Source organism: Microbacterium sp. B35-30 (assembly GCF_010634855.1).
In the GTDB taxonomy this organism is placed as follows: Bacteria; Actinomycetota; Actinomycetes; order Actinomycetales; family Microbacteriaceae; genus Microbacterium.
In genome coordinates, this window is record NZ_MWLQ01000019.1 from 34231 (window position 1) to 56844 (window position 22614).

At 67.2% G+C, this 22614-nt stretch carries 16 protein-coding genes; 9 read left to right on the forward strand and 7 right to left on the reverse strand.

Annotated elements, in window-relative coordinates; genetic code table 11:
* Positions 1–9 precede the first annotated feature (9 nt).
* Positions 10–1614, forward strand: coding sequence for an AMP-binding protein (locus B2K11_RS11475; protein WP_163618418.1), 1605 nt, complete (start codon positions 10–12; stop codon positions 1612–1614).
* 100 nt (positions 1615–1714) lie between these two features.
* On the opposite strand, the gene B2K11_RS11480 is transcribed toward B2K11_RS11475, so the two are convergent.
* The 4 genes from B2K11_RS11480 to B2K11_RS11495 form a co-directional block, all read right to left on the reverse strand.
* Positions 1715–2914, reverse strand: a complete 1200-nt coding sequence (locus B2K11_RS11480; protein ID WP_163618419.1) for an acetyl-CoA C-acyltransferase — start codon at positions 2912–2914, stop codon at positions 1715–1717.
* Positions 2915–3167: 253 nt separating this feature from the next.
* Positions 3168–5597, reverse strand: coding sequence for a glycoside hydrolase family 2 TIM barrel-domain containing protein (locus B2K11_RS11485; RefSeq protein ID WP_163618420.1), 2430 nt, complete (start codon positions 5595–5597; stop codon positions 3168–3170).
* A 252-nt stretch (positions 5598–5849) separates the two neighbouring features.
* A complete protein-coding gene (locus B2K11_RS11490; RefSeq protein WP_163618421.1) occupies positions 5850–8678 on the reverse strand; it encodes an FAD-binding and (Fe-S)-binding domain-containing protein in 2829 nt (942 codons plus the stop codon).
* Positions 8665–10383 (reverse strand): IlvD/Edd family dehydratase, encoded by a 1719-nt coding sequence (locus B2K11_RS11495; RefSeq protein ID WP_163618422.1) that lies wholly within the window; start codon positions 10381–10383, stop codon positions 8665–8667. Before B2K11_RS11495 ends, B2K11_RS11490 begins: the two co-directional genes overlap by 14 nt.
* An 88-nt stretch (positions 10384–10471) precedes the next feature.
* Here B2K11_RS11495 and B2K11_RS11500 point away from each other — a divergent pair, with 88 nt between their 5' ends.
* From B2K11_RS11500 to B2K11_RS11515, 4 genes are read left to right on the forward strand one after another with little or no spacing between them, the layout of a single operon-like run.
* On the forward strand, positions 10472–11383 hold the full coding sequence (locus B2K11_RS11500) for an SMP-30/gluconolactonase/LRE family protein (protein WP_239525961.1): 912 nt from the start codon (positions 10472–10474) through the stop codon (positions 11381–11383).
* Complete coding sequence (locus B2K11_RS11505) at positions 11380–12240, forward strand: fumarylacetoacetate hydrolase family protein (protein WP_163618424.1); 861 nt, start codon at positions 11380–11382, stop codon at positions 12238–12240. Before B2K11_RS11500 ends, B2K11_RS11505 begins: the two co-directional genes overlap by 4 nt.
* Positions 12241–12248: 8 nt before the next feature.
* On the forward strand, positions 12249–13271 hold the full coding sequence (locus B2K11_RS11510; protein WP_239525962.1) for an alcohol dehydrogenase catalytic domain-containing protein: 1023 nt from the start codon (positions 12249–12251) through the stop codon (positions 13269–13271).
* On the forward strand, positions 13268–13942 hold the full coding sequence (locus tag B2K11_RS11515; RefSeq protein WP_163618426.1) for an SDR family NAD(P)-dependent oxidoreductase: 675 nt from the start codon (positions 13268–13270) through the stop codon (positions 13940–13942). Before B2K11_RS11510 ends, B2K11_RS11515 begins: the two co-directional genes overlap by 4 nt.
* Here B2K11_RS11515 and B2K11_RS11520 read toward each other — a convergent pair.
* Complete coding sequence (locus tag B2K11_RS11520) at positions 13936–14724, reverse strand: IclR family transcriptional regulator (protein WP_204260095.1); 789 nt, start codon at positions 14722–14724, stop codon at positions 13936–13938. The genes B2K11_RS11515 and B2K11_RS11520 overlap by 7 nt on opposite strands.
* Positions 14725–14907: 183 nt before the next feature.
* Between B2K11_RS11520 and B2K11_RS11525 the strand changes: the two genes are divergently transcribed.
* The 4 genes from B2K11_RS11525 to B2K11_RS11540 all read left to right on the forward strand — a co-directional run bounded on the left by B2K11_RS11525 (position 14908) and on the right by B2K11_RS11540 (position 19241).
* A complete protein-coding gene (locus B2K11_RS11525) occupies positions 14908–16431 on the forward strand; it encodes an MFS transporter (RefSeq protein WP_163618427.1) in 1524 nt (507 codons plus the stop codon).
* 180 nt (positions 16432–16611) lie between these two features.
* Positions 16612–17223, forward strand: a complete 612-nt coding sequence (locus tag B2K11_RS11530; protein ID WP_163618428.1) for a TetR/AcrR family transcriptional regulator — start codon at positions 16612–16614, stop codon at positions 17221–17223.
* 445 nt (positions 17224–17668) lie between these two features.
* Positions 17669–18322 (forward strand): TetR/AcrR family transcriptional regulator, encoded by a 654-nt coding sequence (locus B2K11_RS11535; RefSeq protein WP_163618429.1) that lies wholly within the window; start codon positions 17669–17671, stop codon positions 18320–18322.
* 10 nt (positions 18323–18332) lie between these two features.
* Complete coding sequence (locus tag B2K11_RS11540; RefSeq protein ID WP_163618430.1) at positions 18333–19241, forward strand: alpha/beta hydrolase; 909 nt, start codon at positions 18333–18335, stop codon at positions 19239–19241.
* A gap of 84 nt (positions 19242–19325) precedes the next feature.
* Here the strand turns inward: B2K11_RS11540 and B2K11_RS11545 are convergent, their stop codons facing one another.
* Both B2K11_RS11545 and B2K11_RS11550 read right to left on the reverse strand, forming a co-directional pair.
* Complete coding sequence (locus B2K11_RS11545) at positions 19326–21593, reverse strand: glycoside hydrolase family 3 C-terminal domain-containing protein (RefSeq protein WP_163618431.1); 2268 nt, start codon at positions 21591–21593, stop codon at positions 19326–19328.
* A gap of 15 nt (positions 21594–21608) precedes the next feature.
* Complete coding sequence (locus tag B2K11_RS11550; RefSeq protein WP_163618432.1) at positions 21609–22595, reverse strand: alpha/beta hydrolase; 987 nt, start codon at positions 22593–22595, stop codon at positions 21609–21611.
* Between the last annotated feature and the right edge of the window lie 19 nt (positions 22596–22614).

Here is a 22614-nt window from a genome sequence, read left to right on the forward strand (position 1 = left end):
ACACATGTAATGACAACCCTCACCGACCGCGCCATCCAGGGAGACGGATTCGCCACTCTCAACGTAGCGACGATTCTCGCCGAGAGCGCGGCGCGGTACCCGGACGCCCCGTCCGTGCACTTCGCCGGACACACCATCCCCTACCGCGCATTGTGGGGCCAGGCCCGCGCGTACGCCGGCGCGCTCCAGGCTCGCGGTATCGGCAAGGGGGACCGCATCGCCCTCATGGCACCGAACGTGCCCGACTTCATGCGCGTCTACTACGGCGCGCTGGCACTTGGCGCGATCGTGGTGCCGGTGCATCCGCTGTTCAAGAAGAATGAGATCACGTTCGTTCTGTCCGACGCGCAGGCCGACCTATTCATCGCCGCCGCGCCGTTCCTCGTTGAAGCGCTCCCGGCAGCCGTGGCCGCTCAGGTTCCCACTCTCTCCGTGCTCGTTCCCGACGAGATGATCGCCGCGACGGGCGTCCCCCGCCTGGAAGATGAAGCGGCGGCGGCAACGCCGATCACCGACATCGAGCGGACGAACCCGCTGGATGCCGCGACCATCCTGTACACGAGCGGTACGACCGGCACCCCCAAGGGCGCGGTGAGCTCGCACTTCTCGATCGTCGAACAGGTGCACACCTCGCTGATCGATTCCGTCGACATGCGTCGTGACGACGTCGTCTTCGGTGGGCTGCCGCTGTTCCACACCTTCGGCCAGACCGCCGTGATGAACACCGCGTTCCGCCGCGGCGCGTCGATCGCACTGATGCCCCGCTTCGAGGCCGATGCGGCACTGCAGCTGATTGTTGACCAGGGCGTGACGATCTTCGCCGCTGTCCCGACGATGTTCGTCGACCTGCTCCAGGCGGGCGCCCGCTCGGACGCGCGACCGACACTCCGGTACGGCATTTCGGGTGGTGCGGCGCTCCCCCGCGCGATCCTCGAAAAATTCGCCGCCCGCTTCGGCGCTCAGGTGCACGAGGGATACGGCCTGACCGAGACCACCCCGGTGGTCTCGTTCAACACCGTGTACGAGGACATCCGCCCCGGCACCGCCGGGACACCGCTGTGGGGAGTAGACGTCGCGATCGCGAAGGCGGACGTCGACGATCGCATCGAGCTGACGTCCGACGCTGACGAGATCGGCGAGATCGTCGTGCGCGGCCACAACGTCTTCAAGGGCTACATCGGCCGCGAAGACGCCACTGACGCGACTGTGGTGGACGGTTGGTTCCGCACCGGCGATCTCGGCACCATCACCGACCGCGTGATCACGATCGTCGACCGCAAGAAGGACCTCATCGTCCGCAATGGGTACAACGTCTACCCGACGGAGGTCGAGCAGGCTATCGCGGGTCACCCCCAGCTCGTCTCCGTATCGGTGTTCGGCCTGCCCGACGAGCGGCGCGGCGAGGAAGTCAACGCCGCTGTCGTCGTCAAGCCGGGCGAAGAGGTCACCGCCGAAGACGTGATCGCATTCGCCCGCGAGCGGCTCGCGGAGTACAAGTACCCGCGCGTTGTGCACATCGTCGACGAACTGCCCCTCGGCGCAAGCGGCAAGGTGCTTCGGCGTGCGCTCGTGGAGCGCTTCGCGGCGCAGGTCGAGGCAACAGCGGTCGGCTGACGGTCGGGAGGTCCGGTTCAGCTCGGCTAGCCACCTCCACGACATGAAGCCCCGGAATTGAATGACCCGCGCCGGCCGAGGGCGCGGGTCATTCGTTCGTTCAAACGATCTCGAACAGTCCGGCCGCCCCTTGGCCTCCGCCGATGCACATCGTGACGACCGCAAGCCTCGCTCCACGACGACGCCCTTCACGCAGCACGTGACCGACCATGCGCGCACCCGACATCCCGTATGGGTGACCGATCGAGATCGCGCCGCCGTTGACATTGAGGTTCTGTGGATCGATGCCCAATTCGTCCCGACAGAAGACGACCTGCGATGCGAACGCCTCGTTCAACTCCCAGAGGTCGATATCGTCGACCGTCAATCCCTCGCGGCGCAGCAATGCCGAGACCGCCGGCACCGGCCCGATGCCCATCTCGCCGGGGGCGACGCCCGCGACGGCGAGCGCTCGGAACACGCCCAGCGGTTCGACACCGCGGCGGGCTGCTTCGTCCTCGGCCATCATGACGGTCGCCGCCGCACCGTCGGAGAGTTGACTGGCGTTTCCGGCCGTGACCGTCGAGATCGCCGACGCAGCGCCGTCGGCGAGGACCGGCCGCAGCGCGGAGAGATCGTCGAGCGTCGTCGAGGGGCGGTTGCCCTCGTCGCGGTCCAGAAACACGTCGCGGAACGTGATGTCGCCGCTCTGTCGATCGACGACCGCCTGGACAGAAGCCAGCGGCACGATCTCTTCGGCGAAGAGGTCGGCCTGCTGCGCGGCGGCAGTTCGCTGCTGTGAGATCAGAGCGTACGCATCCTGTGCCTCTCGCGTCACGCCGTAGCGCTCGGCGACGATCTCAGCGGTGTTAAGCATTGGCAGGTAGATGTCCGGGATGTTCTCCTTGAGCCACGGGTCGACGGCGCGATGGGTGTTAATGTGCTCGTTCTGCACCAACGACACCGACTCCACACCGCCGGCCACGGCGATTCGCAGGTCGCCGTGAACGATCTGGGCTCCCGCGACGGCGATCGCCATCAGCCCCGAGGCGCACTGACGATCGACCGACATCCCGGGCACCGTGACGGGGAGGCCGGAACGGAGCGCGCTCTGTCGCGCGATGTTCCCCCCGGTGGCGCCTTGCTGCAGCGCCGCGCCGAGGATCACGTCGTCGATGTCGGTGTGGTCGATACCCGCGCGCTCCACCGCTGCGGCGATCACATGGCCCGCGAGGTGCTGCGGCGGCGTGTTGTTGTAGGCGCCGCGGTAGGCCCTCGCAATCGGGGTGCGGGCGGCGCTGACGATAACAGCTCTGGACACGGGTGTTCTCCTCCTTGTTGCGGACGTGATGGCGGGCTCGGCGCGGGGGTGCGCTCTTCGCCCGTAGTCGATGGGCTTCGGTCATCGCGCGGCTCCACTTCCTCGCGTCCGCACCATCAGAGCTGTCATGCCAGGCGTAGCGCTCATGGCAGGGGCCCGATCGAAAGGATGATTCGCACATGTAGCGACTTCGGTGTGCCAACATCGCGGACTCGATCTCACACGGCGCGCGGCGTTGCCGTTGTTCGGCGGGTCAGTCTGCGGTCACCTGGACCGAGGTCTTGCCGTGCGCCGACGTCGCGGCGACACGGATGCGGCCGCGACCAGTGGGGCGCACGACGGCGAGCAACCGCCCCTCGTGCGTCACGTGCGTGGGGCCTGCGAACGGCTGGTCGTCGTCGGGCTTCGCGCCGGACAGCGCGACTAGTTCGCCCGGACCGGTCACCGTCACGGTGACCTCGGCGGACTCATCCACGGCCACTGTGCCCGCACCATCCTGCAGCGTGAGGTGCACGAACGCGAGATGATCGGGCGTCGCACCGATCTTCTTCCGCTCCGCACGCGCGACGAGCACCGCATCGCCCATGAGGCTCCGCAGCTCGGCGCGCCCCACTTCTTCGCCGTCTCGACGGGACACCGCGACGAGGGTTCCGCGCCGATACTCCGTCTCGAATCGCGCGATGAACCCCCGGGCCTGCGGCCTCGTCTCGATACCGACCGGACGCACGCCAAGGCTCACGCCGTCGAGCAACAGCTCGACATCGTCCGCATCGGTGTATACGTCGACGACCACGGGCGCTCCCTCCTCGACGCGCCAGGCCCAGCTCGAGAGCACGTCGTCCCATGCCCACCTTCCAACGGCGAGTTCACGCCCGTAGCCCTGCGGGCGGTGAACGGCGATGTACGGCTCGCCCCTCAGGCCCCAGACCGTCTCTCGCCAGTACGAGATCGGTCTGCGGATGCCGTTGATGTCGATGGTGCCGGCCTGTGACAGCAGCCACGGATAAGGCGACGCCATGCCGACCGGTTGGAGAGGATCGTCCGCGTACACGGCGCGGCCCGTACCCGCCTCACCAAGGTGGTCCCAGGCGGTCCACACGAAGTCGCCGATCACCTGCGGGTGCTTCTGCACCAATTCCCAGAGACGGTCGAGGCGACTTGGGAATGTCTCGGATCCGACGATCACCCGATCCGGGAAGATCTCGGCGTCGAGGTCGTAGCGCGCCTCTGCGTAGTTGATCCCCGCGACATCCGCCTGGGCGTGCGCTTCCTCCGTGCGGACCGTTGCGATCTCGGCTGCCCCGACTCCAGCGGATCCATCAGAGCTCAGGATCGAGTTGAAGTCGACCGGGACCGAGTGGTCCTGCGCCGTCACCTTCGAGTCGATGATCGACACAAGAGCATTGACCGAGTTCATGAGCGGCCGCGTGGGGTCGAGGTTGCGCACCTTCTCAGCGATCCGCCGCCCCCACACGGCGCCGCCCGGTCGGCCGACCTCGAGGATCTCGTTGCCGATCGAGTAGAGCAACACGCTCGGATGATTGCGGTCGTTCCGGACGAGAGCCTCGACATCTCGCTCCCACCACTCGGGAAAGCTGAGCGAGGTGTCGAACGAACTCTTGCCGACAGTCCATACGTCTGTGAGTTCGTCGATGACGAACATTCCGATCTCGTCGCAGGCATCGAGTAGGGCACGACTCGCCGCGTTGTGCGCACTCCGGATCGCGTTGAAGCCGGCCGCCTTCAACAGTTCGACCTTTCGGCGCTCCGCACCCGGGATGGCGGCGGCGCCGAGCGGGCCGTTGTCGTGATGGATGCAACCGCCCCGCAGCTTGACGGATCGGCCGTTCACGCGCAGCCCATGAATAGGGTCGATCCGAATCGAACGCACACCGAACACCGTCTCGTCGGCGTCGAGGACGTCACCCGAACCGTCGATGAGGACGCTTTCGACGCGATACAGATCCGGGGCATCGATGTCCCACAGTCGCGGCTCCCGAACGTAGTGCGGCACGCGTGCGACGGCGTGCTCGCCGGGCACGGTCGTAACGGGCACCGACTTCTCGCTCACGGTCGCGCCCGAGGCATCGGTCACGCGGGACCGGAGCCGTACCGTCTGCTGCCTGCGCGCGTCGTTCCTCACCTCGACGGCGACCGCGACGACCGCGAAGTCCGCGCCGACCTCGGGAGTCGTCACCGTCACGCCGTCGACCGGGATGTGGATCTGATCGGCGACCGCGAGCCACACGTCGCGGTAGATGCCGACACCCGAGTACCAACGACTGTCCTGGTGGGTGCGCGCCTCGACCCGCAACGTGTTCCGAGAGCCCGCGTGAACACGCGAAGACAGGTCTACCGAGAACGGGCTGTATCCGGAGGGCTGCTGAGCCACGAAGTCGCCGTTGAAATACACGACAGCGTCTCGGTACACGCCGTCGAATGTCACCACCACCGCCTTGTCGGCCCACTCCTGGGGGGCGTGGAACGCCTTGTCGTACACGACATGCGCACTCGGAAAGTATCCCGAGTGGGCTCCGTTCGGGCTGGCGGGCGTGCGCGGAAGGTCTCGGAGAGCGTCGTGCGGAAGAGTCACCCGCGAGGGCGCGGCGGGCGCCAGAGCCGCCGCGAACAGCGACTGCTTGGGCACGACGGTCCATCCGTCGTTGAACGGTTTGCGCAGCATCCTCGCCGCTCCTTCGGTCGGTGCACTGCGACGGACAGCCGCATTGCAAGAGTCTCCAACGACCTTAGACGAATTTCACCCAAGTGTGCGAAATCGGTATCGCCGTGGTCAAGCGGCCCACGCCGCCGGCACCCGCACGCCGACTCGACGAGGAGCGCCTCGATGGGTGAGTTCTGTCACGATGACTGCGCCGCTGCCGCTGCCGTCGCGGTGACGACGGCGGATAGTCCGGTGATTTCCTGCACGACGCCGCTATTTCGCGGGGAAGGTATCGGCCAGTACTTCGAGGATGTGCCGGTACGGCTGCGCCGTGACGCGTGTCATGCCCAGTTCACAGGTGCGGTTGAGGGATGCGTGCGCCACGCCGCCTGCCACGGCGACTTCGTTTGCTTCGGGTGCGGTTGCCGATGCGGTGAGTTCGGGGTGCAGCATTCCGCGGTCACCGGCGAATGCGCAGCATCCCCAATCCTCCGGGATGTGCACTGTACCGGCGGCGGCCGCCGCGACGCGGGTGAGGGAGTCGTTGATCCCCATCCGGGTGGAGGAGCACGTCGGATGAAGGGTCAGTGACGCGACTCGCTCCCCCACGGGCAGCCGGTCGAGCACGACCTCGTCGACGAACTGAACGGCGTCGAGGACGCAGATGCCGATCTCGCCGGCGGCGTCCAGCAGCACGTGCAGCCCTTCGGTGCAGGAGGAGGCGTCGCAGACGACGGGGAGCTCTCCGTCGAGCGTCGCCCGACGGAGAGATGTCGCCACGCGGTCTTTCATGACGGCATATCCGTCGGTGAGGCCCTTGGATTTCCACGGCGTTCCGCAGCACAGTGATGGCAGGTCGTCAGGCGTTACGAGAGGCACGCCTGCTCGCCGGCACAGGTCCAGGAACGACTCCGCCACCCCTCGCGTGCCGGGCTTGGCCGGCCCGAACATCGTCGTCGTGCAGCTGGAGAAGTACACGGCCACCGCGTCGGACTCCGCGAACACCCGCCGTTTTTCCCCGCCGGCGGGGAGATCGCTGGTGTAACGGGGCACGATGTCGTCGCCGAGGACCGCACGACCCATGGCGGTGGCAGCTCCGGGAAGAGCTGCGGGGACGGCATCCGCCACCGTCAGTGCCATGCCCCCGATGCGACTGACTGTCTTCCAGTTCTTCGCCGCGAGCTTCCATCCCGATTGCGTGACGGCGTTCTGGGTGTCGGTTCGCAGGCGCCGGACCAGGTCGCCGGTGTTGATGAGGACGGGGCAGGCGGTCTGGCACATGCCGTCGACGGCGCAGGTCTGGACCCCGTCGTAGTCGTATTCGGAGCGCAGTTGCTGCGCCAGCGCGGCATCTCCTGCCACTTCGGCTCGTGCCATCTCTCGACGCAGCACGATACGCTCGCGCGGGGTGAGGGTGATGTCTTTGCTGGGGCACACCGGTTCGCAGTAGCCGCACTCGACGCAGCGGTCGACCTCTTCTTCCACCGTGTGGACGATCTTGAGGTTGCGGATGTGTGCGGTCGGGTCGTCGCTCAGAACCACTCCCGGGTTGAGCAGCCCCCCGGGGTCGATGAGGGTCTTGATCTCGCGCATGACCTCGTAGAGCTCGTCGCCGTACTGCCGCCGGACGAAGGGCGCCATGATGCGGCCGGTGCCGTGCTCGGCTTTGAGCGTGCCGCCTTGGGAGAGCACGAGGTCGACCATCTCGTCGGTGAATGCCTCGTAGCGTAGAAGCGATTGCGGGTCGTCGAAGCGTTCGTTGAGCAGGAAGTGGATGTTGCCGTCCTTGGCGTGCCCGAAGATCACGCTGTCCTCGTAGCCGTGCTGGTCGAACAGCTCGATGAGGCGCGTGCAGGTGGGAAGCAACCGGTCCACCGGGACGGCGATGTCTTCCAGCAGCGCGGTCGTTCCCGAGGGACGCGCGCCTGCGACAGCGGTGAAGAGGCCTTTGCGGATGTGCCAGAGTTGCGCACGCGTCACCGGGTCGGCCGTGAGTGCCGCCGGCACCGTCAACGCCAGCGCCTTCAGGAGCGCGGCGGAACCGGCGATCAAACGGCCCAGTTCCGCTGCGCTCTCGCCCTGGTGCTCGACGAGGAGCGCCGCGTGGCCGTCCACCTGGAGGGCCCGCAGCCCGGCGGTGGCGTCCGGGTCGCGCTGGGCGACGCGCAGGCTGGTGGCGTCGAGGAGTTCGATGGCGGCGAAGCCGCAGTCGACCAGTGCCGGCAGTGCTGCGGTCGCGGCATCCAGGGTCGGAAAGATCAGGAGGCCGGTCGCGACGTGCGCCTTGAGCGCAACCGTGCGGAAGGTGGCCTCGGCGACGAATGCGAGAGTGCCCTCGCTCCCGACCAGCAGGCGTTCGAGGATGTCGACCGGACGGTCGTAGTCGAGGAAGGCGTTGAGGCCGTACCCCATCGTGTTCTTGATCGCGTAGAGCCGCTCGATGGCGGCAACCGAGTCGAGGTTCGCGCGGACGCGGTCGCGCAGTCGCTCAAGCCCGGCATGGATGCGCGGCTCGGCCGCGCGCAGGAGGTTGTCGGCATCGCCCGCCGTGGTGTCCACGACGGTCCCGGACGGCAGCACGAAGATAGACGAGGACAGAGTGCGGTAGGTGTTCGAGTGGGTGCCGCAGCACATGCCGCTGGAGTTGTTGGCGACGACGCCGCCGATGGTGCAGGCGATCTCGCTGGCGGGGTCGGGGCCGAGCTTGCGGCCATGCCGGATGAGCCGGGTGTTGACGGCTCGCACGGTCGCCCCCGGTCCGGTGCGGACGAGGTCGCCGCCTTCCCGCACCTCTATGGTGCGGAAGTTCTTCCGCGTGTCGATGAGGACCCCGCCCGTGCCGGCCTGCCCGGAGAGGCTGGTCCCACCGGAGCGGAAGGTGACGGGAACGCCGGCGCGCTGAGCAGCGCGCATCGTCGCCGCGACATCGTCTGCGTCGCGCGCGGTGACCACGGCCTGCGGCGTCAGAAGGTAATGCGAGCCGTCGTGCGCGGCGGCAAGCCGGTCGGTGGCCCGCACTCCGACGACCACGCCGGTCGCTTCAAGCTCCCGCAGCAGCGCCGGATCGGGGGCGGGCAGCGTGGCGGTTTCAGTGGGACTCACGGGAGACCTTCGAACCGCTAGAACCGACGAGGAAGTCGAGGTCGGCTCCCGTATCTGCCTGCATGACGTGATCGACGTAGAGTCGCTCCCAGCCGCGGCGGGGATTGGCGAAGCCTTGCACGGTGGCGTCGTTGACACCACGCGCGGCGAGCTCTTCAGCCGGCACCTCGACGTCGAGGCGGCGGTTGCGGACATCGAGATTGATCCAGTCGCCGGTCTGCACCCGCCCGAGGGGCCCGCCCGCGGCGGCCTCGGGTGTCACGTGCAGGATGACGGTGCCGTAGGCGGTGCCCGACATCCTCCCGTCGCAGATGCGGACCATGTCGCGCACTCCCCTCTCGAGCAGCTTCTTCGGCAGCGGCATGTTCGACACCTCGGGCATCCCGGGATACCCCATGGGTCCGCATCCGCGGAGGATCATGACGGAGTCCTCGTCGATGTCGAGGTCGGGATCGTCGATGCGGGCGTGGAAGTCCTCGATCGAGTCGAAGACGACCGCGCGGCCCCGATGCTTCAAGAGGTGAGGCGATGCGGCGGCGGGCTTGATGATCGCTCCACCCGGCGCAAGCGATCCGCGGAGAACGCTGATCCCCGCGGCGGGGATCAGCGGCTGGGTGCGCGACGCGATCACGTCGGCGTCCCAGATCCGCGCGTCGTCGAGGTGGTCCACGAGCGGGCTGCCGGTGATGGTGAGCGCCGTGGGGTCGAGCAGGTCCTTCACCTCGCGGAGCACGGCGAGGAAGCCGCCGGCGCGGTACAGGTCGTCCATGAGGTAGCGCCCGGCGGGCTGCAGGTTCACCAGGAGCGGCACGTCGGCGCCGATGCGGTCGAAGTCGTCGATGGTCAGGTCGATCCCGAGCCGCCCGGCGATCGCCAGCAAGTGCACGACCGCGTTGGTCGAGCCGCCGATGGCGGCGAGCGCGACGATGGCGTTGTGGAAGCTCGCCTTCGTGAGGAAGGTCGACGGGCGTCGATCCGCCGCGACCAGCTCCACCGCCAGCCGCCCGGTCTCGTGCGAGGCCTCCAGCAGCCTGCTGTCGGGTGCCGGCGTCCCTGCGAGCCCCGGGACGATCGTTCCCAGGGCCTCGGCGACGAGCGCCATCGTCGAGGCGGTCCCCATCGTGTTGCAATGCCCCTTCGACCGGATCATCGACGACTCCGACTTCTCGAACAGCGCCTCGCTGAGCGTGCCCGCGCGCACCTCCTCGCTCAGCCGCCAGACATCCGTGCCGCAGCCGAGCGCCTCGCCGCGGAAGTGACCGGTGAGCATGGGGCCTCCCGGGATCACGACGGCAGGAAGATCGACGGATGCCGCGGCCATGAGCAGCGCCGGAATCGTCTTGTCGCATCCCCCCAGGAGCACCACGCCGTCGATCGGGTTGGCGCGCAGCATCTCTTCGGTGGCCATCGCCGCCATGTTGCGCCACAGCATCGCCGTCGGACGCACCTGCGTCTCACCCAACGACACCACCGGCAACTCCAACGGGATCCCGCCCGCCTCGTAGATCCCGTTCTTCACCGACTGCGCCACTTCATCGAGGTGCGCGTTGCAGGGGGTGAGATCCGACGCAGTGTTGGCGATGGCGATCTGCGGGCGCCCGCGGAACGCGGTGTCGGGCACACCCCGCCGCATCCACGCGCGATGGATGTAGGCGTTCCGGTCGTCTCCCGAGTACCACTCCGAGCTCCTGAGGTCGGACGCCATTGTTTACCAACTTTCGGAAATTACGTCTGATTGACGGAATATGACTATAGTAGCGGCGTCAGCACGCCATGCATTGAAGGGGACGAAGTTGACCATCACGGATGCCGTCATTCTGGCCAACCCCATCAGGTGCGAGTTGGGCGAGGGCCCGGTGTGGGACCCCACCCGACAGGTGGTGCTGTGGGTCGACATCCGGCGCGGACTCGTGTTCTCCGGGCGTCTGGACGCGCACGGACGGATCAGCGACGTCGAGCATGTGCCGTTCCCGGGCACGGTCGGCGCCGTCGCGGTCGCCGAAGACGGATCCTGGATCGTCGCCGCCGCGGAGACCTTGCTCGTCCACCCCGCCGCCGGGTCGACGCGGGAGCTCGTCCGCGTCATCCGTGCCCGGCAGCTGCGACGGACCAACGACGGGAAGCCGGATCCGGCCGGACGATTCCTCATCGGAACGCTGTCCCTCGGGGACGACTCGCAGAACGAAGTGCTGGTCCGCCTCGAGCGGGACGGTTCACTGACGACCATCGACGATGACCTCACCCTCTCCAACGGGCTGGCGTGGAGTCCGGACGGTTCCGTCCTGTACTCGGTGGACACGCTACGGCGCGTCGTTTTCGCCAGGTCCTACGACATGGCGACAGGAGCGACGGGCGAGCGCCGGGCACTGATCGAGTTCGCCGACGGCTTCCCGGACGGAATGTGCAGCGACGCGGACGGCTACCTCTGGATCGCGATGTGGGGGCTGGGCGAGGTGCGCCGCTACACGCCCGAGGGCGAGCACGAGCGTACGATCCGAGTCCCCGCCCCCCATGTATCGAGCGTCGCCTTCGCCGGCGAAAGCCTCGACACCCTCGTCATCACCACCGCGACGCAAGACCTGACCGACGAGCAGCTTGCCGCGTACCCGCTGTCAGGAAAGCTGTTCACCGCTCGGCCAGGGGTTCGCGGACTACCCGTGCCGCCGTGGAGCGGCGTGGCCGAGAACGAGAAGGAGACCCCATGAAGCTCGCCCGCATCGGAGCCGCCGGAGAAGAGAAGCCCGTCGCTTTCGTCGGCGACGACACCTACGTCGACCTGTCGGACGTCGTCACCGACTTCGACGAGGCGTTCTTCGCCGGTGGCGGCATCGACCGCATCCGACCGGTGGTGGCCGAACGCGCCTCGGCCGGCGGCATCCGTCCCCTCCTCGATCAGCGGATCGGCGCGCCGATCGCACGGCCGCACCAGATCATCTGCGTCGGACTCAACTACCGCGACCATGCGGCCGAGACGGGTCAGGCGGTGCCCGACGAGCCGATCCTGTTCACCAAGTCTCCGAACACGCTCGTCGGTCCGTACGACGACGTGCGGATTCCGCGCGGGTCCACCAAGCCGGACTGGGAGGTCGAGCTGGGCATCGTCATCGGTCGACGCGCGAGCTACCTCGACTCGCCCGAGCAGGCGCTCGATCACATCGCGGGCTGGGTCCTGGTGAACGACGTCAGCGAGCGGGCGTTTCAGCTGGAGCGGGGCGGTCAGTGGCTGAAGGGCAAGTCGGCGGAGACATTCAACCCGACCGGGCCGTGGCTGGTGACGCGGGACGAGGTGCCCGACGTGCTCGACCTCGGCATGCGGCTGGACGTCAACGGCATCCGCCGGCAGGACGGCTCGACATCGACGATGGTGTTCGATCCGGCGTTCATCGTCCACTACATCAGCCAGTTCCTCGTGCTCGAACCCGGCGACCTCATCAACACCGGCACTCCTCCCGGCGTCGGCATGGGATTCCAGCCGCCGATCTGGCTGCAGCCCGGCGATGTCATGGAACTCGAGATCGACGGGCTCGGCTCGCAGCGACAGACAGTGCTCGCGCCGCGATGAAGGCGTTCGTGATCACCGCCCCCGGCGAGGCCGGGGTGCAGGACGTCGAGCCGCCCACGGCGGCGCCCGGCGAGGTCGTCGTCGACGTGGCGCGAGCGGGCATCTGCGGCACCGACATCGAGTTCTACACCGGCGAGATGCAGTACCTCCATGAGGGACACGCTCAGTACCCGATGCGCATCGGCCACGAATGGATGGGCACCGTGTCGGCCGTCGGCGAGGGCGTGGACGCCGCCTGGATCGGCCGCCGCGTCACCGGTGACACGATGCTCGGATGTCAGCGCTGCGAACGCTGCCGCGCCGGCTTGCACCACGTGTGCCAGTTCCGCGATGAGATCGGGGTCCGCAACGGCCGGGCCGGTGCTCTTGCCGAGCAGATCGCCGTCCCCGCCTGGGCGCTGCACCCGCTCCCCGACGCCGTCGACGATGCGACCGGCGCCATGGTCGAACCCGGCGGGAACGCCTGGCGGTCGGTCGACGCCGCCCGCCTCGAGCGCGGCGACCGCGTCCTCATCCTGGGGCCGGGAGCCATCGGCTTGCTCTGCGCTCTCTTCGCCCGCGCGGCCGGGGCCGAAGTGCATCTCCTCGGCCGACCCGGCCGGTCGCTCGAGTTCGCGAGGTCGTTCGGATTCGACGGCGTCTGGACCGAGGCCGACCTCCCTGACCTCGCGTGGCACGCCGTCATCGACTCCTCCAACGCGCCGCACCTACCCGCGAAGGCCCTCGAGCTCGTGGAGCCGGGCCGGCGCATCGTGCACGTCGGGCTCGCGGGCAGCCCCAGCCTCATCGACACGCGGATGCTCGCGCTCGGCGACATCACCGCCGTCGGCATCCTCGGCGCATCAGCCGGCCTCGACCCGACGATCGCGGCGTATACCGACGGCGCGGTCGACCCGCGTCCGCTCATCGCCGCCACCATCGGTCTCGAGGACCTTGCTGGCGCCCTCGCCGGCGCGCGCCCGACCGGCGCCGGAGCGGGACCCAAGATCCACGTTGAGATCGCTCGGCGATCAGAACAGGAGCCGTCATGAAACGTGCGCTCGTCACCGGCGGTGCGCGCGGCCTCGGCGCCGCCACCGCCGTCCGCCTTCGCGCCGACGGCATCGAGGTCGTGACGGTCGACCGTGCCGGCGACGTCGACGAACTCGTGGACATCACCGACGAGGATGCCGTCGCCCACCTCGCCTCACACCTCGGACCGGTCGACATCCTCGTCAATTCAGCGGGAATCGTCGGCCCGAATATGCCGCTCGTCGAGACGATCCCGGCGGACTGGCGGACCACGTTCGAGGTCAACGTGCTCGGCACGGTCGCGATGATGCGAGCCTTCATCCCCGGGATGGTCGAACGAGGATGGGGCCGCGTCGTGAACTTCGCCAGCATGGCCGGCAAGGACGGCAATCCCAACCTGGCCGTCTATTCGGCCTCGAAAGCCGCGGTCATCGCCCTCACGAAGTCCGCGGGCAAAGAACTCGCCACCACCGGCGTCCTGATCAACGCGATCGCGCCCGCCGTCATCGCCACACCCATGAATGACGCGACCGCCCCGGATGTGCTGGCGCACATCACGAGTCTCATCCCGATGAAGCGCGTGGGCGAAGCAACCGAAGTCGCCGAGCTGGTGGCGTGGCTGGCGTCCGAGAAAGTCAGCTTCTCGACGGGCGCGGTCTACGACATCAGCGGCGGCCGTGCAACCTACTGAAGGTCGGCGACCGATTCGCCACGGACGACCGCGGCGATCGCCGGGGCCTCGGCCACCAGGTCGGCCAGCGGCAAGCGGAACGCGAGCGCGCTTACGCTCACCGCACCTGCTGGCGGGCCGCTCTGGTCCAGTCGCACCGGCACCGCGAGGCAGTTGACGCCGACCTCGTTCTCCTGATCATCGACGGCGTACCCGCGCTCAGCGCTGACCTGCAGCTCACGCCACAGGGCTCCGACATCCGTGATGGTGTGCTGCGTCCGCGATTGCAGCGGCCCCTCACCCACTAGCCCACGCAGTTCCCGCTCACTGGTGATCAGGTAGCTCAGCAGCAGCTTGCCGACCGCTGTGCGGTACGCGGGGTTGCGGCCGCCGATGACAGAGGTGAGCCGCACCGCCCCACCGGGAGGATCCGTCTTCGCGCGGTAGACGACGTCCGCGCCGTCGAGAACGGCATAGTGGGCGGTTTCGCCATATCGGCGCGTAAGCTCTTCGAGGACCGGCGTGATCCGCAGCGCATCGGGCCGGTCGGCGAGGTTGCGGAAGGCCACGCGGAAGAACTCGTCGCCCAGCGCGTAGGTGCCTCGGCTGACCAAAGTCGCCAGGCCGGCCCTGCGCAGCGACGTCAGCGCGCGATGCACCGTTGACTTCGGACTCTTCATCGCCAGTGAGAGTTCGTCGAGCGTAGCGCCCTGCGGATGGTCGCCTAGTTCGATCAGCACCGCGAGAACTCTGTCCGCGCCCACGACGCGAGCGCCGTCTGGGCTCAACTCCGCTCCGGCCACGATGCTCCCTGAATCCGACTATCGGCATCATAGTCCGACATCGTGAAATCATCTCGCGCGCTCATTCCAAGAATAGCTTGCACAGGCGACGAATATATGATGCAATTCAGAAATTGAGCTCAGCCCACTTCCCGAGTGATCGGCACCAGCTCCACCGCACACCATGATCAAGGAGGATCGCCGGTGGCTCTTCCCCCCATCGACAACGAGACCGTCGAAGCCGTCCAGGCGGCTCGCGACGACATTCCGCGGAAAGAACTCCGCGGAGGATGGCGTCTGAGCCGCGGCGAGCGCGTGCGCTACTACCTCGGCTATTCCGGCTGGCAGACGGGCTCCGGCATACTCGCCTCGTTCCTCACCATCTTCCTCATGCTGCAGGGAATGAGCCTCGCCGCCGTAGGAACGCTAATCCTGATCGTGAAGTTGATCGACGCCGCAGACGATCTTCTCTTCGGCTACGTCATCGACCGCATCAACCCGACGAAGATGAAATGGCTCGGTCGGCTCGCGGGTACCGGCAAGTATCTCCCGTGGTATCGAGTGACGTTCGCGCTTCTGCCCTTGGCGACGATCATCTTCTTCGCGATGCCCTCTGGACTGCCGGAATACGCGAAGATCGCCTGGTTCGCTATCGCGTATCTGCTCTACGACGTGGCGACGACCTTGAGCCAGGTGCCTATGAGCTCGATGATCATGACCCTCACCGACGACGTGACCGAGCGGAACGCGCTGCTCAAGGTCAAGGGTGTCCTGATGGTCGTGTTCGCCGTCGTCGCCGGGCTCGCATGGCAGGCGATGATCAGCGAGTTCGTCGGCTGGCCGGTCGCCGCAGTCGCCATCGGCTCCGCGATCGTGGCTTTCCTCCTGATGCTCCCGCTCGCCCGCAAGGTCCAAGAGCACAACGTCGGACTCAAAAACGTCGCCGAAGAGGCCGCCCCCCGCTACACCGTGGGCGAGATGTTCAGAGCTCTTCGGACGAACAAGTACATGCTGCTGCTGCTGTCGGCCGACGTCGTCCGCGGCCTTGGCCTGACCCAACTCACGACGGGCATGTTCGCGGCGTTCTTCCTCTTCAACAACTCGCTCATTCTCACGCTGCCGGTACTTGTCGCGTTCCTGCCGGGCCTCATCCTCCAATTCTTCGCCGACCGGATCGTACGCCGGTTCGGCAAACGCAACACCCTCCTGGCGGCCGCCCTGCTCGCCACGATCACCGGCGTGGTGATGTTCCTCCTCGGCCCGAGCAACGTCACGGTCGTGGTGGCCCTCATGGCGATCATGTCGATTCCGGGCGCGCTCATCGTGGTCGTCATGACGTTCGTGGTGCCCGACACGATCGAGTACACCCGCTACAAGACGGGCCAGGACTGCTCCGGAATCTTCTACGCGCTGGAGTCCTTCGTTCACAAGGCGTCCGCGGGCGTCTCCGCGGCGTTCGCGATGTTCGTCCTCGCTCTCGGCGGCTGGGTGGCCGTCAACGCGACGGACTTCTCCGACCTCGCCGCGCAGGGAATGGAGCAGCCCCCGAGCGCGCTCACCGCGCTCTGGCTGACGATCTCGCTGCTTCCTGCCCTCGGCTGCCTTGCGTTCGGGGTCATGATGGCCTTCTACCGCCTCCGGGACCGCGATGCATCACTGATGGCGCAGTGCAACAGCGGCGAGATCTCCCGCGAGGAGTGCGAAGCGCAGCTCTCCCGCAGGTACTGATCTCAGCAGGAGCGAGGCCGAGCGGGCCATCGCCGGCATCCGCAGCCGACCTCCGCCTCTCTGTGTGCACCTTTCGCTCTCTGACTCCACGTAGATCAGCGCGTCAGGGGCGGACTACGGTGTAGTGGAGAACGCTGGCGGCCCGCTGCGGCCGCCGCACCATGAAGAGGATGCAAGCACATGGCGACATCGGAGGCGGCGCCTCGCGCGCGCGGCGAGTATGCCAAGTCCGCTCAGCGGCGCACGGACATCATCTCCGCCGCGGTCGAGGTCTTCTCCGAGTCGGGGTTCCGTGACGGAACCTTGCGGACAGTCGCCGAGCGCGCAGGGATGACGCACGCGGGTATGCGGCATCATTTCCCGACAAAGGTGGACCTCCTCGAGGCCGTGCTCAAGTGGCGCGAAGTCGACACACTCCAACGCGCCCGGCTCGCCCAGCCGATCGGAATCGACGTCATCCGCGCGTGGATCGCATCGGTCGCCGAGAACACCACACGACCCGTGCTAGTCGAGCTCGAGGCCGTGCTCTCTGCAGAGGCGATATCGGCCGACAACCCGGCGCACGGGTACTTCAACGACCTGTATCAACGCGCCGAAGAGCTGCTCACTCGGGCCTTCGTCACCATGGCTGAGCAGGGCGAACTGCGCGCCGAGATCGAGCCCGGGGTCGCCGCGCGCCTGCTGCTGTCCACGACGTTGGGGTTGCAGTCGCTTTGGCTGCGCAACCGTTCGATCGACGTCGCTACGGAGCTTCGGACCTACATCGGCGTTCTGCTCGCCGTCGAACTTTGACCCACCCCCCCGGCGAAGTTACCCCGACCGGGCGTCGACGCTGCCCTCGCGAATCTAAAGACCGCCGCGAGGGTAGTCGCGGCAGCTAGCGCGCCGGCGAGTTCAATCTGGTGACCTGAATATATGTGTATACTCATATATACCGCATATGCGTGCACAGAGGGTCTCGTGAAGGTCGAAGCATTCCCAGACGAGAACGAGTCCCTCGCCATCGCCAGCGGCTTGAGGATCTCCCAGCCGAAGGAGTCTGGCCGACCAAGCCGGTCTGGTGTGCCAGCCGTCCATCAGGTACCGGGGCATCCCGCCATCTAGGACCACGAGGCACGCGAGATCCTCATCCGGTACCGCACTGTTTCGCCCTTCACCGCGGAGGCGCCGCTCGCGACCGAGATGAAGTCCTAATGTTGACCGCACACCGGAATTCCACGTAGCGAGGCGGATTGAGATGACCACCACAACACCCGCAAAGAAGCGCGGCCCCTACGCGAAGTCGGCGATCACGCGCCAGCGGGCGGTGGATGCGGCTCTCGAGCTCTTCTCGTCGACGGGATATCGCGGGGCAACCCTGACCGACGTGGCAGATCGAATCGGCATGACCCTCACCGGTCTACAGCATCACTTTCCGGACAAGGACTCGCTGCTGGCTGCCGTGCTCGAGGAGCGCGATCGGCGATCGCGAGACGAGAACCGGATCGAGGTCGGCGAGGATGCAACCGACAAGCTCATCGCGATCGCGGCGCGCAACGTCCACACGCCGGAGTTGACCGAGTTGCACTGCGTGCTCTCCGCCGAGGCGACGTCCCCCGATCACCCCGCGCATGACTATTTCGTCGAACGCTATCGGCGCGAACGTCAAGCCGGCACCCGGTACTTCCAGGAACTGATCGACCAGGGGCGCATCGGGAACGCGGTCGAAGCGCGCAGCCTCGCGACGCAGCTTATCTCTCTTGCCGATGGGCTACAGCTCCAATGGCTTCTCGACCGGGACTCGGTCGACCTCGTCTCCGAGATCCGACGCTTTTTGACGGTCGTCCTCCCGGCGATGGCCGCTGGTGAGTCGGCGTCTCCCAGCGTGCTTTCCCCCACTCATACCGATTGACAGGACACCCATGACAACACCATCGTTCGAGACCATCCTCGCGACGCTCGAGGCGGCCCCGCCCCAGGATCAGTCGAACGGATATGACACCGCTCGCCTGATCCAGCTCGATGACGCCCTCTCGGATGTCGAGGTACAGGACGAGGAGATCCTCGCCCCCGCAGGAGAGATCGTGGTGCGGCGGTATCTTCCGATCTCGAAGCCAGCGCGTGCCGGGCTCGTATGGGCGCACGGCGGAGCGTGGGTTGGGGGAAGCATCGAGATGCCCGAATCGCACTGGGTCGGTCTCGCCCTCGCATCGCGCGGCGTGGCCGTGTTCTCAGTCGATTATCACCTCTCCCTGCGCGGTGTGACGTTCCCTATACCCTCGGACGATCTGCTCGCCGCATACGACTGGGCCCTTGCGGAGCGGCCGGTGCTGGGCCTCGAGGGCATCGCTATGCACCTCGGGGGCGCGAGCGCTGGGGGCAATCTCGCGGCCGGAGTCGCGAAGCGTCTTGCACGCCGTGGGTCCGCGCCGACTTCGCTGGTCCTCGCGTACCCCGCGATCCACGCGGAGCTACCCGCGCCGTCCGCCGAACTCGCGGAGGCACTGGCGCGGGTCGATATGCCCGACATGATCGCGGGGCTGCTCGCTTTCACGACTGGGCACTTCGCCGGCGAGGCCGGGGTCCACGATGAGATCGCATTTCCCGGCAACGGTGCCGTCCCGGCCGGCCACCCGCCGACGATCGTTCTGAATGCGGAGGCCGATCCCTTGCGCGCATCCGGCGAGCTCTACGCCAACCAGCTGCGCGAAGCCGACGTCCAGGTCGAGGTCGAGTACCTCCCCGGATCGCAGCATGGATTCCTGAACGAGCCGGAGTCCGAGTTCGGCCGCGCAGGCATGAGCCGCATGGCCGACTGGCTCCTGCGCTGACGCGGAGCTCAGCCCTCAAGCCCAACAACGAAGCCGCGACGGGACCGTGAACAGGTCCCGTCGCGGCTCTTGCATTCGCGCCGATCACCCCGTCGTCGCACGCACCCTATTCGGCTCAGGGTCTGCGGCGGTCTTCGTCTTTCGGGTGCGTGCCATGATCGTCAGAAACGTGTCCTCAGGAACCGTGTCGCGCAGCGTGTCGGCGATCTTGCGCATGGGAAGCGTACCGATGCCGCGGAGGATGTGCGGCTGCGATACGTAGCGGAGCTTGTCCGAATCGATCTCATCCAGCAGGGTCGGACCGATCATCGGATGGGTGATCCACTCCTCGAGCGTCGACCACAGCGTGAGCTCGCGCACGATGTCATCACCGGTGAGCGATATCGTCTGTTCCGCGAGAACCGTCTCACTGTCACGGCCGAGCTGCACTGTGTAGGAACCGGCTTCGACGACCCAGTCCGATGCGTCTACGTCCCAGTAGGCGAATGCCCGGCGATCCAGCGGAAGCGAGACAGAGATCGACTCGCCCGCACCGAGCATTACCTTCGTAAACGCACGGAGCTCCCGCGCAGGGCGCTGGATGTCGAGGGTGGAGGGGGCGGCCACGTATATCTGCACGACATAGGCGCCCTCTCGCGAACCAGTGTTCGTCACTGTGACGGTGGCGACGGCGGAGTCAGGCCTCGTCACATCCACGTGGAAGTCGGTGAGCTCAAATGCCGTGTAGCTCAGCCCGTGCCCGAATGGATAGCGGGCCGGGTTGCCGAGGGTAGTGAAGGCCCGATATCCGACGAGCAGCCTCTCGCCGTACACCACGTGGCCGCGCTCACCCGGGAAATTGGGTGTGCTCGGGTGGTCTGCGAGGCGACGCGGTATGGTTTCGGCCAGCCTGCCCGACGGATTGACCTTGCCGAACAGCAGATCTGCGAGTGCACCCCCGCTTGCCTGTCCGAGAAGGAAACCCTCGAGAATGGCCGCCACGTCAGCGTGCCATTCCTCCACGGTCACCACGCCACCGTTGGATAGCACGACGACCGTGCGCGGGGCGACCGCGGCGACGGCGCGGATGAGTGCCACCTGGCTGCCGGGGAGCTCCGTGCTGGTCCGGTCGAAACCCTCCGACTCGTCGCTCTCGCTCAGCCCTGCGAAGATCAGCGCGACGTCAGCATCCGCCGCGATCCCGACAGCCGCGTCAAGCAGCGCAGCCTCGTCACCGCCCCCTTCCAGATTGTAACCAGGCGCGAAGGCGACGGCGCCGTCTGTGAACTCGGGGAGCGCATCAAGAAAGGACTCGGTGCGTGTCGCGCGGACATGCGAGCTTCCGCCCCCTTGGAATCGAGGGCTGCGCGCGAACTCTCCGATGACAGCGAGCTTCGTCGCTGCGCTTAGAGGGAGGGTGTCGTCGTTCTTCAGGAGCACAGCGCACTCCGCGGCCACCTCGCGGGCAAGCTGGTGATGCTTGATGAAGTCCGCCTCAACCCGGCGCCCGGCGCCATGCCACTGCTGAAGGCCGAGGATTCGCGCAACCGCGACATCGAGCTCTCGTTCGGCGAGCGTCCCGGCGCGGACCGCCTCGGCGATCAGCGGCGGCGTGCGCCCTTCGGTCCCCGGCATCTCGAGATCCAGGCCCGCCGCAACGGCGGCAGGCCCGTCGTGCACTGCTCCCCAATCCGACATGACCGCGCCCTGGAACCCCCACTCTCCGCGCAGCACGTCGGTGAGCAGCCAGCGGTTCTCAGACGCGAAGACGCCGTTGATCCGGTTGTAGGAGCACATAAGGGTTGCGGGACGCGCCTCCTTCACGATGCGTTCGAAGGCACGGAAGTAGATCTCGCGCAGGGTGCGTTCGTCGACGTCGGCGCTCACGCGCATTCGGTCGCTCTCCTGGTTGTTCGCGGCGAAGTGCTTGACCGAGCACCCGACGCCCTGGGCTTGGATCGCGGTCACGTAGGCAGACCCGAGAACGCCTGACAGCAGCGGATCCTCCGAGAGGTACTCGAAATTGCGGCCGCAGAGGGGTGATCGCTTGATGTTGACGCCCGGTCCGAGCACGATGTCGACTCCGAGGGCGCGGGCCTCACGGCCGATCGCGGTAGCCACCCGCTCGGCCACGGAGGGATCCCAACTCGATCCGATGGCGACCGCCGGCGGGAAGCACGTGGATTCCTCACTTGCGGTGAGACCGAAATTGTCACCCGCCTCGCCTTGGGACCGCAGGCCGTGAGGCCCGTCAGACAGCTTCACGGCCTCGATGCCGGATTCCGGTATCCCGTAGGTGTGCCAGAACCCGTCTCCCGAGACGAGTCGCGATTTTTGGTCGAGGGAAAGTTCGGATGCCGAAATGTTCATCATGTCCTTCTGTGCTGGTCAAACAGGCTGAGCGACCCGCGCCGCCACCCACGCCGCGAGGTCGGCGTGGGACTGACGGGCCTGCGGGAGACCCGGGCGAGCAAGATGTGCATGCGCGACGCCGCGCACCGTCTCGCTGCGAACGGGCACACCTGCATCGCGAAGCTGTTCCGCGAATCGCTCGCCAGATGCGCGGAGCCCGTCGAACTCGCAGTTGAAGATGTAGGTCGGCGGGAACACGGACAGATCGTCCGCGACGCCGGGCATCGCATTTGGGGGAGCCGCGTCGGCCGGACCGCCGAGGTAGTTCTCCACGATGGGCGTGTAGATCTCGGGCTTGAAGCCTGAAGCAGCACTCATCCGGTCCAGTCGCGCTTGCAGCTCCGCCGATGCGGGCGGGAGCACGGCATGAAGCGTCGGGTACGCCAGGACGATGCCGGCTGGCATCGTGTCGCCTTCATCTGCCAGCCGGAGAACCGCGCCGGCCGCGAGGTTGCCACCGGCACTGGCGCCACCCAGAACGATGCGTGCGGGGTCGACACCGAGTTCGTCACAGTGGGCGACCGCCCACCGGTACGCGGTGATCACGTCGTCGAGCGGCACGGGATAGTGGACACCGGCGCGTGCCAGCCGGTAGTCGATGGCGATGACGACCGCATCCGCTCGTGCAGCTACTTCGCGGGCGGTCGCGTCACCCTCCCCTCCCTCGAGGTCGCCGAAAGCCCAAGCTCCCCCGTGCACCCATACGAAGAGCGCACGCGCTCGGTTGGAGCTCTCTGGCGTCGCAGGCGTGTACACGCGGATCTGGAAGGATTCGGCCCCCACTCCCAGCGGGAGATCACGCGTGTGAACTGCAGGGGGCGTGTAGTCCTCCTCGCCCTCCACCGGGGCCTCGAGCAGGCTGCCCAGGCTCGGGTCCGGAAAGACGGCGCTGGGATGCGCCGCGCCCAGCTGCGTCATCTCCGTGTACTTGGCCAGCAGCCGGTTCCAATACTGATCGGTCATGCTGATCCTCCTCGATCGG